This is a genomic window from Acinetobacter sp. WCHA29 (assembly GCF_002165335.1).
Lineage (GTDB): Bacteria > Pseudomonadota > Gammaproteobacteria > Pseudomonadales > Moraxellaceae > Acinetobacter.
In genome coordinates this window covers 135,162-151,231 of record NZ_NHRQ01000005.1, presented here as the reverse complement: position 1 = coordinate 151,231, position 16,070 = coordinate 135,162, and the positions used below count along the sequence as shown (strand labels likewise).

The following is a 16,070-nucleotide window of genomic DNA, read 5'->3' as shown; positions in this document are numbered from 1 at the left end:
AGAGACCTCTTCTCTCCCGCACATATTGGAGATTCCACAATGAGTGGTAAACATCCTTTAGTTCAAGCTGTTGAAAATGCACAGTTAAAAACTGATATCCCTGCTTTTGCTCCTGGTGACACTGTTATCGTTCAAGTAAAAGTAAAAGAGGGTGACCGTGAGCGTCTTCAAGCATTTGAAGGTGTTGTAATCGCGAAGAAAAATCGTGGTTTGAACTCTGCTTTCACAGTTCGTAAAATTTCTAGCGGTGTTGGTGTTGAGCGTGTTTTCCAAACTCACTCTCCAATCGTTGCTAAAATCGAAGTGAAACGTCGTGGTGACGTTCGTCGTGCTAAACTTTACTACCTACGCGAGTTGTCTGGTAAAGCTGCACGTATTCGTGAAAAGTTACCAGCTCGTAAACAAGGTTAATTTTAACTTTGTTGTAAAGCAAAAAATGCGCCTTTGGCGCATTTTTTTATGTCTGCTCTATAGTCCTTGTAATTTTAGTCGATTGGCATGTTGACGATAAATATCAATTGGATCAGGTGCAAACAGTGATTTCAAACCTAAAACCTGATTCACTTCATCTGCATGATTCCAAGGGAGATTATCTCTAATTGTACGTCCAAACTTAGCGCTACAACGGCTTACCATACCATCATTATCTCCTTTAATATCGACAATTAGGCTCGTACCTGCAAATAGGGGATCAAGAGGGTCAAGAATGTTTGTGACGGCTTGAGTCCCTGAGAATGAATACATATATATTCCTTTCTCTTGATAATTACCTTCGCCACATGTTGTAGTTGGTACGCCCATTGGGAATCGTGTATTGAATTTGGTTGAACCTTCTACTGAAATACTACGTCCAGCGGCTAAAGCATCGTGAGGATAGCTTTTTGGATTAAGTCCTTGTGACCATGTAATCGCTCCTGAGAAAAAGTTCACGACGGCAGAGCCAGCTGTACCTAAGATAGTACCATCTACATTCATAATCAAACTGGCAACGGGTGAGCCTTTATGGGTTCCGCTTACACTGGTTAATGAGGCAACTTTATTTGGCATAATGCCAGCCACGTAACGGATCGTTGGACCACCTTGGCTATGACCAATTAAATTAACTTTAGGTTGTCCAGTAATTGCAATAATTTCTTCAACTTGTTGCGCGAGTTGTTCACCACGAATTTCATTTGAGTTAAAAGGTGAAAGTCTTGTCGCCCAGACATTTGCACCATTACGAGCAAGGTCAGGTAGGATTTGATGCCAGTAATCAACTCCTAGAGGATCACTTCCTACACGTGAAAAACCTGCGACACCATGTACAAAGACCATCGGATATTTGGTTTTTGCATAAGTAGAGGAGGCCGTACCTGTAACTTGTGTTGCGTTTGATGCGTAGCTTGTTGATACGCTCATTGCTATCATAGATAGTGCAAGACAGCGGATTAGTTTTTGCATGATATTTCTCTCGATTTTTGTTTTCATCAGGGTCTTGATGTTCTTGCGAACTGACATTGCATCCTTGCTAAATCGCATTATTTCAATGTCTTGTATTACGTGTTCCTAGTTGCTAAAAGGTAAGGTTCCTCCTTGGTCATGAACCGTTTCAAATGTTTGTAGACGTTGCTGTTCCTGTGGAGACTGGAACTGTTGTTGTTTGAGCTGTTGAATGGCTTGATCCTTGGCTGAAGTGCTCATATTGCTATCTACAATGGTTTTACGCTCATCAAGATAGGATTGTACGCGTTGCTTCCAGTCAGAACGTTGTTGATCAAGCTGCTCTAAACGTTGGGTGGCTGCCTCTCCAACCAGATTGACCCGCATATCCCGAAGTTCCTGCGCTGAACCATTTCTGGCCTTGATTTGTGCAGTTAATGAATGTAAATCATCGAGCTTAGATAAATCTCTGAGGTTATCTTGCCAATCTTGAGGAAGCTGCTCAAAACGTTGTTGTAGTTGTTTTGCTTTCGCTGATGCATCTAATCCGTTATTTTCTAGAATTTTCATGCGATCAAGGGTGTATTGTTGATAGATATCCTCTGATCCAAACAGTCCCTCAATTTCGGTATTTGAAAAAAAACGCTGCTTTAAATCATGCATCGAATTAAAAATAGTTTGAAAATATTGATAGCTTTCCTGAGCAGGCTGTTGCACCTGTAACTTACTCAGCTCTTTGCGATAATCTACATAGCGTGACCACAAGGCTAAAATCTGCTGTTGTTGTGAAGCTTGAAATGTTTTAGCGATATAAAGCTGAAAGTTATGCCGAATTTCATCAATATTTCGCTCGCCGTATTGAGAAATAAAATACTCAAAACAATTCCGCGTGCGTTCATTCACAATTAAATGCTGAGCGCTATTGAATTGTAATTTGCAGTCAATCTCAGTATCCATTTGGCTGGTGCTATTAAAAGAAGTATCGAGTTGATTGATATTCTTTGGACTCTTATGCAGCTGTGATGGATTACTGTTGTTGCTATATTCATCAGTTGAATCAAGTGATTGCTGAGACTGATTTGGATATAACCAATACAATACACTCAGCGTGACTGCTGAAATGATCAATAAGCTACATAATAATGCTATTTTTTTTCCATTTTTATTCATTAAGCATAATCCATTTGCTTTTAATTTCGGAAACGAATATGAATTTATCATAAATGTTGTTTTTTTGAGCGTTTAATTTTTAAAAATCCGATGAATAGTTTTGATAAAATACCGTTTTATACTTTGACTTTTCATTTATGAAAAAAAGTTCTTATCGCCATCTGAGTGGTGTTTTTTTGCTTAATAAGCCCTTGGGTTTAAGTTCCAATTCCGCACTTCAAAAAGTACGTCGACTTTTTAATGCACAGAAAGCAGGACATACAGGTGCTTTAGATCCGCTTGCAACAGGTTTATTGCCGATTTGCTTAGGGGAGGCAACCAAGTTTTCGCATTATTTATTGGATTCTACCAAGCGTTATCAAACAACAGTAAAACTTGGACAAACAACTGCTACGGGTGATGTTGAAGGGGAAATTCTTCAACAAAGAGATGTGCCCGCATTAACTGAAGCTAATATTGAACAGGTTCTAGAACAGTTTCGTGGTGATATCAAGCAAGTGCCACCGATGTATTCGGCACTGAAACGAGAAGGTCGCCCTTTGTATGAGTTAGCGCGCCAAGGAATTGAAATTGAGCGTGAAGCGCGCCCAGTCACTATTTATGAACTCAAGCTTTTAAGTTTTACAGAAGACAGTTTGACCTTAGATGTGACGTGTTCTAAAGGAACTTACATCCGAGTGTTAGGTGAAGATATTGGTGAAGCTTTGGGCTGCGGTGGACATTTAACAAAATTACATCGTACTCAAACAGGTCATTTTGAGATTAATCCAAGTTATACCATCGAATATTTAGAAGGGCTTACTCAGGAACAGCGGGATGCATTATTGTTGCCTGTTTATGCACCTGTTGAGCATTTTCCACGGGTTCAATTACCCGAAGGGCGTGAAAAATATTTTGGTAATGGTCAAGAAAGTAATATTGAGCACGAAGCTGCTGCTGAAGTATTGGTATTCGATGGTGAGCGTTGTTTAGGCTTAGCTGAAATTACAGATAAAAAGCGTCTTGTGCCAAAACGTTTGTTGAATTTATAGAGTTAGTGTTGATGGAATGGGAGCTGATTCTGAGTCTAGTGTTCTTTGCATTTTGTGCGGGAACCATTGATGCGGCAGTTGGTGGTGGTGGGTTAATTCAGATTCCAGCATTAATGGGTGCATTACCACAAACGGCTCCTGCAACATTATTTGGAACAAATAAACTTGCCTCTATTTTTGGAACGGGTTCAGCAGCTTTTTCATTTGTACGTCGAGTAAAGTTGCAGTGGTCATTATTATGGGTGATCGCAATTTTTGCTTTTGTCAGTGCGTATGTAGGTGCAGCCTGCGTTTCATTGGTGCCTACTCATATATTAAGACCGATTGTCTTAGTCATGCTGATTGTGATTGCGATTTATACCTTTATGAAAAAGCAATTTGGGCAAGTACATGTTGATCAACACATCACACCAAAATTATTATTTTTTGCCGCATTAGGTAGTTTAGCGATTGGTTTCTATGATGGAATCTTTGGTCCAGGTACAGGTAGCTTCTTTATCTTCTTTTTTATTCGCTTTCTTCAAGTCGATTTTTTACATGCTTCTGCATTATCCAAGATTGGCAATTTTATGACTAATCTGGCGGCACTGAGCTTCTTTATTCCCGCAGGGCATATCTTCTTTCAGCTTGGTTTTATGATGGCGGCTGCCAATATTGCAGGTTCATTATTGGGTGTACGTTTGGCTTTGAAATACGGTAGTGGTTTTATTCGTATTTTATTTTTGATTTTGGTCAGTATTTTAATTTGTCGGTTGGCTTATCAAATCTTTGTTGCAGTTTAATCTATAAAAATAAATTTTCCATACAAAAACCTACGCAAACATCGCTGTTTAAAAAAGTATCATTTTTTAATATGAAAGCTCAGCCAAACAGATCAACTAGATAAGAATTGAAGTAAGTGTTGATTATGCTAGCCATCGCAGAGGTAAAGAATGAATATATTTGAGGCACTCAGAGAAAGCCACGAACAACAACGTAACTTAGCTGAACGATTAATTCAGACCAGCGGACATACTCAAGAAAGGGAAGATTTATTTAAACAGCTTAAGAATGAACTCTATGCGCATTCAGTTGCCGAAGACCGTTATTTATATATTCCTCTAATGTTTGATGATGTGGGTTTAGACATTACCCGCCATGCTTTATCTGAGCATCATGAAATGGATGAACTGCTTGAAAAATTAGAAGAAACTGATATGAGTAATCCGAGTTGGTTAGCGACAGCAAAACAATTAAGTGAAAAAGTCCATCATCATTTAAAGGAAGAGGAACATAAATTTTTCCAACAGGCTGGAAAAATATTAGAGGATGATGAAAAGGAAAAACTAGGTAAAAAATATCTTACTGAATATCAGAAATATAAAAATGCAGATCGCTCATTTTCGTTATAACGAAAATGAGCAGAAAGGAGTGCTCTTACTGTGTTCGAGATTTTTCAGCACGTAAGGTCACGCCAATCGATGCAATCATGATACATGCAAGTGCGATCCACTGGATGAAGCTAATTTGTTCATGCAGTAACACGAGTCCTGCTAAAGCAGCAAGCGCAGGTGCAAGGCTTGAAAGCGTACCATAGCTGAGTTTACTTAAACGTTTTAGTGCCATGAGATCGAGTGCATAGGGAATGGCGGTGGCTAATACTGCAATCACTAGGGCTTTGCCCCAATATTGCGTATCGATTAAGGCAGGCGTGTTGTTCCAAAGTCCGAATGGTAATAAGGTCAGTGCAGACAAACCAATCGCAATAGTAAGCGCATGCATCCCAATATTTTGTTGTACCACGCGATGCCCAAAATAAATATACAAGGCCCAAAAGAGTCCAGCACCTAAAGCGCAAGCAGCTCCAAAATAGGAGAAATTTTCCGAGTTCGCATCGTGCCAAGGAACCATTAATGCGATTCCTAAGATAGCAAAAACCACCCAAATATAATCACTGCGCTGTTTGATTGATAGTAGTGCCAATCCTAAAGGACCGATGAATTCTAGACCTACAGCAATCCCTTGAGGTAGTTTGCCTAAAGAGCTATAAAACAAGATATTCATACAGCCCAAAGAAGCGCTATATAGCAGTAAATCTCGCCATTTTAGGTATTTCAGTTTAGCGATCACTTTCCATGAGCGGAACATGATGGTAACTAGAATAGTCGCAAAACACAGGCGTAATATTGTGACTGTAAGCGGATCAAGTGTTGCAATCAGTTGTTTAGCAAATGAAGCACTGATTTGATAAGACACCATGGAAAGAACCATGTACAGCACCGCGACCAACTGGATATTTTTCATGGAAGATCTACAAAAGCAAAGTAAAAAATACCTACAAGATAGGTGGTTTGATTATAAGTTGAAGACGGTACATCGTGATGGAACGCTTTCATTTTATTTATTCACTTTTTGCTGTCGAGCATGTTGAGTGGTAAATGTACAACCGATCGATGCAGCTATAATCGTTGCTAAAGCCAGCCATTGATTCCAAAGCAAAGTTTCACCCAAAAAGATGAAGCCTGAGAGTGCTGCGACAGCGGGTTCTAAGCTCATCAAAGTACCAAAGCTGAGTGGGGTTAAACTGCGTAATGCAATCATTTCTAGCGTAAAAGGTAAGGCACTGGCTAAAATCGCAAGCCCAATAAAATAGTATAAATTGGGCAGTTCAAACACTCGATCGATGGCACCAGCAGCGAGTGCGAAGGGCAATAAACACAGCATACCAATACTCATGCCTAAACAAACGGTATGATTACCTGAAATACCTGATGGTTTTTGACCTGCGATAATGTATAGCGCCCAACATGCACCCGCAGCCACAGCGAAAAATACACCGACTAAATCTAAATGTTGTTGTGCTTGTCGTAGAGGAAATAGCAATACCAAACCCAGAATGGCGCAACCCACCCAAATAAAATCATAGCGCTGTCGTGCATGAAATAGTGCAACACTTAAAGGGCCGATAAACTCAAAGGCAACCGCTAAGCCCAAAGGTAAACGCTCTAGTGATAAATAAAACAAGGCATTCATTCCAGCAAGTGCAAAACCATAGCTGAGAATGGCTTTCCAACGAACAGCTTTAAAATTGATGGTCCAAATTTTAAAAATAATTGCCAAAATGATCGCACCAAAACATAGGCGGATTGCGGATACGGTCAATACTGGAAAACTTTGAAATAAAATTTTGGCTAAAGAACCGCTTCCTTGTACACACAACATGGCAATCATTAATAACAATAAGGCATGAAGTGGGGTTTTTAACATTAGAGAAGCAACTTATTATTTGAACAATTGGTGTATTATTCACATAATAATTCAAATGCGAATAAAAAAGCCACAGCAAGTGCCGTGGCTTTTGAGTGAATTGTCTAAATTAGAACAATACACGTACTCGGATTGTACCTTCTACATTATGTAGAGTATCCAAAGCTTCTTGAGATGCAGAAGCATCAACATCCATTACCAAGTAACCGATATCACCTTTAGTCATTAAAGATTGACCAGAGATGTTGATTCCTTGTTCAGCGAACAATGTATTGATCTTAGACAATACACCAGGAACGTTTTTGTGGATGTGAAGTAAACGATGTTGACCATCAGAAAGTGGTAATGCGATTTCTGGGAAGTTCACCGCAGAAAGTGTCATACCTTTATCTGAATACGCAACGAATTTTTCAGCAACTTCTAAACCGATGTTTGCTTGCGCTTCCATCGTAGAACCACCCACGTGTGGTGTTAAAATCACGTTGTCTAAGCCACGAAGTGGAGACTGGAATTCTTCACCATTTGCTTTTGGCTCTTTCGGGAATACGTCGACCGCTGCACCAGCAATGTGACCAGATTTAATCGCATCTGCCAAATCTTCAATGATGACACATGTACCACGTGCAGCATTAATGAAGATCGAACCTTCTTTCATTTTTGCGAACTGTTCTTTTTTGAAGAAGTTACGTGTAGAAGGAACATCTGGAACGTGTAAAGAAACTACATCAGCAGTTTCTAAAAGCTCATCCAATGAACCCACTTGGCGTGCATTACCTAACGGTAATTTAGTTACCGCATCATAATAGCAAACTTTCATACCTAAGCTTTCAGCTAAAACTGAAAGTTGTGAACCAATTGAACCGTAGCCAATAATACCTAGAGTCTTGCCACGCGTTTCAAAAGAACCAACCGCAGATTTGTTCCAACCGCCTGCATGTGTATCTTTTGATTTTTCAGGTACACGACGAAGTAATAAAATTGCTTCAGCAAGAACCAATTCTGCAACCGAACGTGTATTTGAATATGGTGCGTTGAAAACAGGGATACCACGAGACATCGCTGCTTTTAAATCGACTTGGTTGGTACCGATACAGAAACAACCTACCGCAATCAATTTATTCGCTGCTTCAAAGATTTCTTCAGTCAATTGAGTACGCGAACGAATACCAACAAAATGAGCATCTTTGATCGCTTCTTTTAAAGCTTCACCTTCAAGTGCAGTTTTGTGGTAGTCGATGTTGGTATAACCCGCAGCGTTTAATGTATCGATGGCATTTTGGTGCACACCTTCTAACAAAAGGAAACGGATTTTGTCTTTAGGTAGTGATAGATGTTGGCTCATTACGGCTCCGCTACAAAGGCCAAAATTTAGTTGCAGTATCATAGCATAGAGCTTTGAGATATAGATATTTCGTTTAAAATTAGCTCAGCATAAATGTTGAGAATTTTTTCAGTTTCGAATGAATTTTAGGGTTTATACACATTTTGTTATGACACTATTGCCATCCTGTGCTTTATCCCTCGCTTGCTTACATGTAAAATAAAGAAATACGATAATCAAACTGATCAATTGAAAGTTTGATGCTTTCGCTAGCGTTTCTATATTTTGGATGTTTCCAGACCTTTGTTTGTAAGGTTTTGAAAGATATTATGTTGTCATCCAAAAGCCCTATATTTACTTCTTGCTAGGCCTGTAAACGATGAATGCTTTAGTCGCTTTGACACCTGAATTATTGACTCAATTGACGGCAATTGTAGGTGAAAACCGTATTAAAACCGATGCTGACAGTTTAGAAAATTGGGGGCGAGATCATACTAAACATTTTGATCCGAACCCATCAGTCATCGTTTTTCCATCAAGCACTGAACAAGTTCAGTCGATTGTAAAACTTGCCAATCAATTCAATGTTGCGATTACGCCATCGGGTGGACGTACAGGTTTATCTGCTGGTGCGGTAGCGAACAATGGCGAAATCGTGATTAGTTTTGACAAGATGAATCAAATCTTAGAATTTTTGCCAGCAGATCGTATGGTTCGCGTTCAAGCGGGTGTTGTGACTGAACAACTGCAAAATTATGCTGAACAACAAGGCATGTATTACCCAGTTGATTTTGCATCTACAGGTTCTAGTCAAATTGGTGGAAATATCGGAACCAATGCAGGCGGTATTAAAGTCATCAAATACGGTATGACACGTAACTGGGTGCTTGGCTTAACGGTTGTGACGGGTAAAGGCGATATTTTACGTTTAAACAAAGGCATGATTAAGAATGCGACGGGTTATGCGTTGCAGCATTTGTTTATCGGTGGTGAAGGCACATTAGGTTTAGTGACTGAGGCTGAGATTAAACTTGAGCGTCAACCACAAAATCTACAAGTCATGGTATTGGGTACGCCCGACTTTGAAGCGGTAATGCCTGTATTACATGCTTTCCAAAAAGAAATCGACTTAACTGCATTCGAGTTCTTTGGTGAAGTGGCAATGCAAAAAGTATTGGATCGTGGTCATGTACAACGTCCATTTGAAACAACTTGCCCATTTTATGTATTACTCGAATTTGAAGCGCCGTATGAGCCGATCATGGACAAAGCAATGCAGATTTTTGAGCATTGTATGGAACAAGGTTGGGTGATTGATGGCGTAATGAGCCAAAGCTTAGAACAAGCTCAAAGCTTATGGCGTTTACGTGAAGATATTTCAGAGTCAATTGCACCGTATATTCCTTATAAGAATGACATTTCAGTGTTGATTACGCATGTACCAGCGTTTATCTCAGAAATTGATGCGATCGTTTCACAAAACTATCCAGACTTTGAAATCTGCTGGTTCGGTCATATTGGTGACGGTAACTTGCACTTAAATATTTTAAAACCTGAAAACTTAACTAAAGATGAGTTTTTTGCGAAGTGTCAGGTGGTGAATAAATATGTGTTTGAGACGGTGAAAAAATATGATGGTTCGATCTCTGCCGAGCATGGTGTAGGGATGACTAAGAAACCATATTTAGAATATTCACGTTCGCCTGAAGAAATTGAATATATGAAAGCATTGAAGTTGGCGTTTGACCCGAATGGGATTATGAACCCAGGGAAATTATTTGATCTTTAATGCTTGATTAAATAAAAGAATTTCTGTTAAAAGCGTATCGAAAGATGCGCTTTTTTTATAAAACCAATATGAAAATTCAAGCTTATATTTATCTAGAGAGTGATCAAGTATATGGAGACTATATTGATCATTTTTATAATGAACATAATATAAAGTGTATGCGTATTATGTTGAGAGTAAAAATTGGAAATTTATTTTACTCCGGTTCATTTATATTCAAAGACTTCTCTTCATGGATATTAGGAGAGCTTATTCATTGTGAGATAAATTTTCTTTGTTATGAGGGAGAATTAAATTTCTTTAAGAATTACGAGCTCCATAACTTAAAAAATGAACGGATAGGACTTATCTATTTTACTGATGTGTTATAGGTTAACTTAGCTAGTAAATTAAAAATACTATTTTTTATTGGACAAACTAAGGGTAGAGAATCAAATTGACAGGTTACAAATAATAAAATTCTTGTTTAATCGAATCTTAGAGAGAAATATGAACATTCACCAAGAAATCGAAAAACTATTCGAACAACGCCAAGATATTCCACTATTTTATATTGAAAGTGGGAGTCGTCTATGGGGTATGGCTAGCCCTGACAGTGACTATGATGTGCGTGGTTTTCATTTACCCAGTAAAGACCAATATTTTGATTATAAAAAGTATCGTGATTTGATTGAAATCATGGACGGTGATTTTGATTTCGTTTCTTATGATCTCGACAAAATGTTTGGCTTATTGGCAAAAAGTAACCCAACGGTATTGGAATGGGTCAGAGCACATATCGTTTATTTTAATGCTTTTCCAGAATGGAAAACCTTTCGCGATGGATTACTTGAGCGAATCGATTATAATGCGCTATATCATCATTATTTATCACTGGCAAAAGGTGGCATAAAAGTGATGCAAACTGCGGATAATTTTACTTATAAGAAAGTATTTTATTCAATTCGTGGTTTGATGTCGGCAGAGTTAGCAACCCAAGAAGTCATGCCTGAATTATTGATTACCGATTTATTTGCGCAAGTCTCTGAGCATGATCCATTACGTCATTGGGCAGAGGATTATTTAGAAATTAAAAAACAGCAGAAAGAGAAAGCTCAACTTCCTGAAGTGGAACAAGCCGCGATTCTGAATTTATTGGAAACCAAGATTGAACAATTGGCTACTAAAGAGATGCAAAAAGCTGATCGTCGAGAGGGCTTAGAGCGTTATTTAACGGAGTATAGTCGGCATTTGAAGCAGTATTATTATTAATAAAATGATTCGCTTATTTATTATCTAAGTTCGACTTAAATATTCAGTGAACGCATTTCTGAAGATTATATTTAATGTCGAACTTAGGTTAATGGTTTTATCTATTAAATCCCACTGTTTAGAATACGGATTTTCACATCAGCAACATGGTCTTTGGTTGCTTCAAAATGCTGCTGCATATGCGCAGTTTGCATATGTGCTTCGAGATGAGCAGTACTTTGCCATTTTTCTAACATCACAATGCTATTTTCATCTTGCGTCTGCATAGTAATCGCTGGCAGGTGATCAATCAATGGCGCATAGCCATGACAACCATCCTCTGCCAGTACAGTTGGAATGATTTTTTGGAAAGCATCTAAAACTGCTTGGCGATGTTCTGCACCTGCATGTGTCTGAATTTCTGCAATAATCGTCAACATAGGATTTCTCTCTTAATGGGCCGTCGTAAAAAGCTGATCTAAATGGGCTTTGTACGCTTCGATGTAGCTTGGTACATCGGGCATTTTGATTACATCATTCACGATAAATGTAGGTAATGATTCCATGCCCAAGAATTGATTGGCTTTATGGAAAGCTAAATACACGCCATCTACACCCACGCCGTGAAAGAATTGATCTGGATCAGTGAACGCTTCAATTGGTGCATTCCATGTCAACGACAACATGTATTTTTTATCTTGGAGCAAGCCACCTGAACCATATTTTTTCGATGCATCAGAACGGCTACGTCCATCACTGGCATAGAGTGAACCATGACCAATCGTAAAAATATCATCAATATATTTTTTCATGGTCCATGGCGCGCCCATCCACCAGCCTGGCATCTGATAGATCACTACATCTGCCCATAAATATTTTTCAATTTCGGCTTGGATGTCATAGTCACTGTCGGTACGTGTCACTTGTACTGTATGACCTAAAGCTTTTAGATGTGATTCGGAAAAGTCAGTCAGGGTGTCATTCAATTCACCATTCGAGTGAGCAAATTGTTTAGCACCATTAATAATTAAAATATTGCTCATAAAATTAAACTCAAAAATAGATTTCTAAAACTTGGATATATTTTAGAGAATCTATTCATGAGTAAAAATGTATAAATAAGCAAAATACTATTGACTAAAAATCAATAATTATGGGTTCTGTTTTCGTGTTTTATAAGCTTTACGGATCAACCAAATTGCAATAATCACTATATAAAACGCCCAAAATTGGATCAACCAGATGAGCATTTCTTTAAAATAGGATAGTCCAATTTTGAATGCTTCGGCTATTCGGGTGAGTAATGGATCGCTGTCTAGTGATGCAATACGATGAATATTGAGGTCATGACTCTTACGCACTTTTGGCTGTTGGAAAAATTCTAAACGAATGGTGCTATACGCTAGGCGATCTTTCACTTCTAAATCAGTGAGCTGTTGTAATTGATTATTTACTGCATTAGATGCGCTATTACTTTGGTTCGCTGTATTGAGTTTCTCTTCTAACAGTTTTAATTCATAACGTTTTGCTTCGTAGCTTTGTGTATTAAAGTTCAACATTAAAGGCAGTAAATGATTTAGAAATGTTGTCACCTGATCATTTGGAATACGTACCATCAGTTGTACTGTCGGCGTGATTTTTTCATAAATATCCACGGTTCCATCGATACGATCATGTTGAGAACGGTCACTCACTTGATAGTCAATTTGCTTATTCTCAATATAGCCATTGTATTGTAATAACTGTTGCTCAAGTGTAGATGTGGTTTTTAATACATCGTTCACTTCAAATTTTAATTCAGCACTTTTAATTAATTGCCGATTTTGTTCGAGAGCACTTTGTTGTGTGCTTACCAGCTGTTCGGGGTTTTTTGCTGCATTTGCTCGAATTGTTTCACTATTGGGCGCCGCACTTTCTGTCGCTACAGATGCATCGCTTGCAGCACCTTCTTCTTTTTTCGAACAGCCGACAATCGTACTACTGAGGACTAAAATAATTGCTAATTTTTTTGCTAAATCTGACATTGGTGATGGCTAATCCGCGGTGATGTTTATGTTATAAAATTTGTTTTTTTATTGACTTGTGATGATGTTCAAATGATTGATCAATACAACAAATCTCTCATAAGTCACATACATTTTGTTGCTTTGAAATCCAGTTTTGCATAGTAGCATAAATGCATGTGGTAAATAGGAAAGGTACAAAATGTATAAAATTTGGATGGTTTTAGGGTGTAGCTTATTTTTAGCCGCATGTAATCAGCCGATTGCACAGTCACAGCAACAAGCAGCGGTACAAAAAAGTACAGCAATACATGCGGTTTTACTCGATCAACCAAATTTATTTCATGATGAAACTAATCTCAAAATTGATCAGCAATTTAATCGTGCTGAAAATCCTACAGATGCTGAGATTACCGTAGAGCAAACGCAGTTAGATGATTCTGTTGCAGCTATTCGTACCGAATATGAGTTAAAGCGTGATCAACAAGTCTGGAAGATTGTAAATAAAAAACAAAGCTATCAGTGTGTGAGAGGGGACAATACCAATAAATTCCAGTTTGAATTGTGCTCTTAAACCTGAGCTGTAATTTGGTATTGGATAAAATACAGACAAAAATGTGGATAACTTTTTGGTTATTCACATATCCACACAATTCATTTTATTGCTTAAATTGCAGGCATTTTTAAAAAGTGCTAAAGTTGCTCTTGTAAATTTTTACGATAGGTAAAATATTTACGAATCTCACGCAATTTATACACCTTGTGAATATGGTGTTTCCACATTTATTACATGCGCTCTCACTGCATGAAAATCAAAATTTAATTTAAATCAGAACCATAAAATGACGTGGTGCGGAATCTATTTTCTTTTTTTCAAGGAAATGGATGCACGCGAATTGGTTATTTTTGTGAATAGAACATGATGACGAATAATCAAAGCATGACGTTAAACCGTATAACGCTCATGTTTCCATTAGCTTTAGTGCTATTCGAATTTTCAGTATATATCGGTAATGACTTAATCCAGCCAGCGATGTTGGCGATTACGGAACAATTCGGTGTTAGTGCAACATGGGCACCATCTTCCATGTCTTTTTATTTATTGGGTGGAACAAGCGTTGCTTGGTTGCTTGGACCTCTTTCAGATCGTCTTGGACGTAAGAAGGTATTATTGGCAGGCGTGGCTTTCTTTACCATCTGTTGTTTGCTCATCTTATTGACGCAGAATATCCAACAATTCCTGACTTTACGTTTCTTACAGGGAATTGGCCTTATGGTCATTTCGGCAGTGGGTTATGCTGCAATTCAGGAAACATTTGAGGAACGTGATGCCATTAAAGTGATGGCATTAATGGCCAATATTTCCTTGCTTGCGCCATTACTTGGGCCTGTTCTTGGTGCATTTCTGATTGATTATGTCTCTTGGTATTGGGGTTTTGTTGCGATTGCAATCGTTTCATTCCTGAGTTGGTTTGGTCTAAATAAATTTATGCCAGCAACCCCAGAGCGTCGAGCGAGACAACCTTTTATTTATATTTTTAATGATTTTAAAAAAGTATTCACCAATCGCCGTTTCTTAGGGTTAAGCATTGCTTTACCTTTGGTTGGGATGCCATTAATGCTGTGGATTGCGTTATCACCCATTATCTTGGTCGATGAGTTAAAGCTCAGTAGTGTGCAATATGGTTTAGCGCAATTTCCTGTATTTTTCGGGCTTATTGCGGGAAATATTATTCTGATTAAGATTATTGATTGTTTTCCTCTAGGTAAAACGATTTTGATGGGTCTACCCATTATGTTGCTCGGAACCTTATTTCTGGTATTAGGTGTGATTTGGCAAACTTATCTAGTGCCGTGTTTATTGATCGGTATGACCTTAATAAGCTTAGGAGAGGGGATTAGTTTTTCAGTTTTATATCGTTTTGCATTAATGTCTTCAGAAGTATCCAAAGGGACAGTCGCTGCGGCTGTTTCAATGCTATTGATGATGAGTTTCTTTGTGATTATAGAATTGGTGCGTGTACTTTATACGCATTTCCATATTTGGGCTTTTGCATTAGCGAGTGTCAGTTTGATCGGTTTTTGGTTTATGCAACCAAGAGCTGTGCTCAAACAAGTGATGCAAGAACGTAAAGCCGAGGGGATCAATTAATTAATAATATGCTGAACCAATAGTGTAGTCATTTGTAGCTGCATAAAATATCCACGAAACTGTGGATATCTTTTTAGATACCCACAGTGCCTAAAATACTTTTTACTTAATCACACCACAGGCAACCCGATCTCCGCCACCGCCCAAAGGCTTAGGTGAATCTGAATAGTTATCGCCACCTGCGTGAATCATGATTGCCCGACCCTGAATATCGGTAAGTTTCAGGCGTGGGGCAAGCACAGGCGTTGTTGCAAAACCCTTGTCATTCACGGTTAGAGCTGGTAGATCACCTAAATGTCCATCCAGTGGCGTACCGTGATGGGCAACTTTCTCTGGGTTGAAGTGACTACCAGCAGCAAGGGCGGCTCCCATTTTGCCATCCTTTAATGCTGCTTCACATGAGCCGTTTTCATGGATATGAAAACCATGTTCACCTGGGGAAAGTTTTCCAAGCGCGGGGGTAATTAATAAACCTTTTGCTGTTTGTTTAAATGTTACTGTTCCAATGGATGCACCTACACCTTTGGCATCGACTTGGTAAACTTGTATGAGTTGTTTCTGATCTGTTGTCGTTGGCTGTGTCTGGATTTTATCTGCGTTGTTATCCAGATTAACCGATGAACAGGCGGCGATACTTAGGCCGAGGCAACTCAGTAGGGAAAACTTTTGAATCATTGAAGTCATTGCAAATTATCCTTATCTATCAGCT

At 38.6% G+C, this 16,070-nt stretch carries 17 protein-coding genes; 8 read left to right on the top strand and 9 right to left on the bottom strand.

The window, feature by feature from the left end; all coding sequences use genetic code 11:
• Positions 1-39 precede the first annotated feature (39 nt).
• A complete protein-coding gene (gene rplS / locus CDG59_RS05950) occupies positions 40-411 on the top strand; it encodes a 50S ribosomal protein L19 (RefSeq protein WP_004660214.1) in 372 nt (123 codons plus the stop codon).
• Positions 412-468: 57 nt separating this feature from the next.
• On the opposite strand, the gene CDG59_RS05945 is transcribed toward rplS, so the two are convergent.
• The gene (locus CDG59_RS05945; RefSeq protein WP_087544230.1) at positions 469-1,440 is read right to left on the bottom strand and encodes a lipase family alpha/beta hydrolase; all 972 of its coding nucleotides are present in this window, start codon (positions 1,438-1,440) and stop codon (positions 469-471) included.
• A 105-nt stretch (positions 1,441-1,545) separates the two neighbouring features.
• Positions 1,546-2,589 (bottom strand): lipase secretion chaperone, encoded by a 1,044-nt coding sequence (locus CDG59_RS05940; protein ID WP_087544191.1) that lies wholly within the window; start codon positions 2,587-2,589, stop codon positions 1,546-1,548.
• A gap of 137 nt (positions 2,590-2,726) precedes the next feature.
• On the opposite strand from CDG59_RS05940, the gene truB reads away from it, so the two are divergent.
• The 3 genes from truB (at position 2,727) to CDG59_RS05925 (ending at position 5,011) form a co-directional block, all read left to right on the top strand.
• Positions 2,727-3,620 (top strand): tRNA pseudouridine(55) synthase TruB, encoded by an 894-nt coding sequence (gene truB, locus CDG59_RS05935; protein ID WP_004660218.1) that lies wholly within the window; start codon positions 2,727-2,729, stop codon positions 3,618-3,620.
• Between the two features lie 11 nt (positions 3,621-3,631).
• Positions 3,632-4,402 (top strand): sulfite exporter TauE/SafE family protein, encoded by a 771-nt coding sequence (locus CDG59_RS05930; protein ID WP_087544190.1) that lies wholly within the window; start codon positions 3,632-3,634, stop codon positions 4,400-4,402.
• Between the two features lie 150 nt (positions 4,403-4,552).
• Positions 4,553-5,011, top strand: coding sequence for a hemerythrin domain-containing protein (locus CDG59_RS05925; RefSeq protein ID WP_087544189.1), 459 nt, complete (start codon positions 4,553-4,555; stop codon positions 5,009-5,011).
• Positions 5,012-5,036: 25 nt separating this feature from the next.
• Here CDG59_RS05925 and CDG59_RS05920 read toward each other — a convergent pair whose 3' ends face one another.
• The 3 genes from CDG59_RS05920 to serA all read right to left on the bottom strand — a co-directional run bounded on the left by CDG59_RS05920 (position 5,037) and on the right by serA (position 8,208).
• Positions 5,037-5,903, bottom strand: a complete 867-nt coding sequence (locus tag CDG59_RS05920) for an EamA family transporter (RefSeq protein WP_087544188.1) — start codon at positions 5,901-5,903, stop codon at positions 5,037-5,039.
• A 93-nt stretch (positions 5,904-5,996) separates the two neighbouring features.
• The gene (locus CDG59_RS05915; RefSeq protein ID WP_087544187.1) at positions 5,997-6,866 is read right to left on the bottom strand and encodes an EamA family transporter; all 870 of its coding nucleotides are present in this window, start codon (positions 6,864-6,866) and stop codon (positions 5,997-5,999) included.
• Positions 6,867-6,975: 109 nt separating this feature from the next.
• Complete coding sequence (gene serA / locus CDG59_RS05910) at positions 6,976-8,208, bottom strand: phosphoglycerate dehydrogenase (RefSeq protein WP_005156478.1); 1,233 nt, start codon at positions 8,206-8,208, stop codon at positions 6,976-6,978.
• Positions 8,209-8,566: 358 nt separating this feature from the next.
• Here serA and CDG59_RS05905 point away from each other — a divergent pair, with 358 nt between their 5' ends.
• A complete protein-coding gene (locus tag CDG59_RS05905) occupies positions 8,567-9,976 on the top strand; it encodes an FAD-binding oxidoreductase (RefSeq protein WP_087544186.1) in 1,410 nt (469 codons plus the stop codon).
• 489 nt (positions 9,977-10,465) lie between these two features.
• Positions 10,466-11,227: a DNA polymerase beta superfamily protein gene (locus CDG59_RS05895; RefSeq protein WP_087544184.1), complete on the top strand. Its 762-nt coding sequence runs from the start codon at positions 10,466-10,468 to the stop codon at positions 11,225-11,227.
• Positions 11,228-11,331: 104 nt separating this feature from the next.
• On the opposite strand, the gene CDG59_RS05890 is transcribed toward CDG59_RS05895, so the two are convergent.
• The 3 genes from CDG59_RS05890 to CDG59_RS05880 form a co-directional block, all read right to left on the bottom strand.
• Positions 11,332-11,646, bottom strand: coding sequence for a putative quinol monooxygenase (locus CDG59_RS05890; protein WP_087544182.1), 315 nt, complete (start codon positions 11,644-11,646; stop codon positions 11,332-11,334).
• A gap of 12 nt (positions 11,647-11,658) precedes the next feature.
• Positions 11,659-12,249 (bottom strand): NAD(P)H-dependent oxidoreductase, encoded by a 591-nt coding sequence (locus CDG59_RS05885; RefSeq protein WP_087544180.1) that lies wholly within the window; start codon positions 12,247-12,249, stop codon positions 11,659-11,661.
• 108 nt (positions 12,250-12,357) lie between these two features.
• A complete protein-coding gene (locus CDG59_RS05880; RefSeq protein ID WP_087544178.1) occupies positions 12,358-13,230 on the bottom strand; it encodes a DUF4349 domain-containing protein in 873 nt (290 codons plus the stop codon).
• 181 nt (positions 13,231-13,411) lie between these two features.
• Here CDG59_RS05880 and CDG59_RS05875 point away from each other — a divergent pair, with 181 nt between their 5' ends.
• Positions 13,412-13,783: a hypothetical protein gene (locus CDG59_RS05875; RefSeq protein ID WP_087544176.1), complete on the top strand. Its 372-nt coding sequence runs from the start codon at positions 13,412-13,414 to the stop codon at positions 13,781-13,783.
• A 348-nt stretch (positions 13,784-14,131) separates the two neighbouring features.
• Positions 14,132-15,361, top strand: coding sequence for an MFS transporter (locus CDG59_RS05870; protein ID WP_171294997.1), 1,230 nt, complete (start codon positions 14,132-14,134; stop codon positions 15,359-15,361).
• 102 nt (positions 15,362-15,463) lie between these two features.
• Here the strand turns inward: CDG59_RS05870 and sodC are convergent, their stop codons facing one another.
• Positions 15,464-16,045: a superoxide dismutase family protein gene (sodC, locus tag CDG59_RS05865; RefSeq protein ID WP_087544174.1), complete on the bottom strand. Its 582-nt coding sequence runs from the start codon at positions 16,043-16,045 to the stop codon at positions 15,464-15,466.
• Between the last annotated feature and the right edge of the window lie 25 nt (positions 16,046-16,070).

Coding starts and splice junctions, on each gene's coding strand:
- rplS (WP_004660214.1), top strand. CDS start 40: ATGAGTGGTAAACATCCTTTAGTTCAAGCTGTTGAAAATGCACAGTTA.
- CDG59_RS05945 (WP_087544230.1), bottom strand. CDS start 1,440: ATGCAAAAACTAATCCGCTGTCTTGCACTATCTATGATAGCAATGAGC.
- CDG59_RS05940 (WP_087544191.1), bottom strand. CDS start 2,589: ATGAATAAAAATGGAAAAAAAATAGCATTATTATGTAGCTTATTGATC.
- truB (WP_004660218.1), top strand. CDS start 2,727: ATGAAAAAAAGTTCTTATCGCCATCTGAGTGGTGTTTTTTTGCTTAAT.
- CDG59_RS05930 (WP_087544190.1), top strand. CDS start 3,632: ATGGAATGGGAGCTGATTCTGAGTCTAGTGTTCTTTGCATTTTGTGCG.
- CDG59_RS05925 (WP_087544189.1), top strand. CDS start 4,553: ATGAATATATTTGAGGCACTCAGAGAAAGCCACGAACAACAACGTAAC.
- CDG59_RS05920 (WP_087544188.1), bottom strand. CDS start 5,903: ATGAAAAATATCCAGTTGGTCGCGGTGCTGTACATGGTTCTTTCCATG.
- CDG59_RS05915 (WP_087544187.1), bottom strand. CDS start 6,866: ATGTTAAAAACCCCACTTCATGCCTTATTGTTATTAATGATTGCCATG.
- serA (WP_005156478.1), bottom strand. CDS start 8,208: ATGAGCCAACATCTATCACTACCTAAAGACAAAATCCGTTTCCTTTTG.
- CDG59_RS05905 (WP_087544186.1), top strand. CDS start 8,567: ATGAATGCTTTAGTCGCTTTGACACCTGAATTATTGACTCAATTGACG.
- CDG59_RS05895 (WP_087544184.1), top strand. CDS start 10,466: ATGAACATTCACCAAGAAATCGAAAAACTATTCGAACAACGCCAAGAT.
- CDG59_RS05890 (WP_087544182.1), bottom strand. CDS start 11,646: ATGTTGACGATTATTGCAGAAATTCAGACACATGCAGGTGCAGAACAT.
- CDG59_RS05885 (WP_087544180.1), bottom strand. CDS start 12,249: ATGAGCAATATTTTAATTATTAATGGTGCTAAACAATTTGCTCACTCG.
- CDG59_RS05880 (WP_087544178.1), bottom strand. CDS start 13,230: ATGTCAGATTTAGCAAAAAAATTAGCAATTATTTTAGTCCTCAGTAGT.
- CDG59_RS05875 (WP_087544176.1), top strand. CDS start 13,412: ATGTATAAAATTTGGATGGTTTTAGGGTGTAGCTTATTTTTAGCCGCA.
- CDG59_RS05870 (WP_171294997.1), top strand. CDS start 14,132: ATGACGAATAATCAAAGCATGACGTTAAACCGTATAACGCTCATGTTT.
- sodC (WP_087544174.1), bottom strand. CDS start 16,045: ATGACTTCAATGATTCAAAAGTTTTCCCTACTGAGTTGCCTCGGCCTA.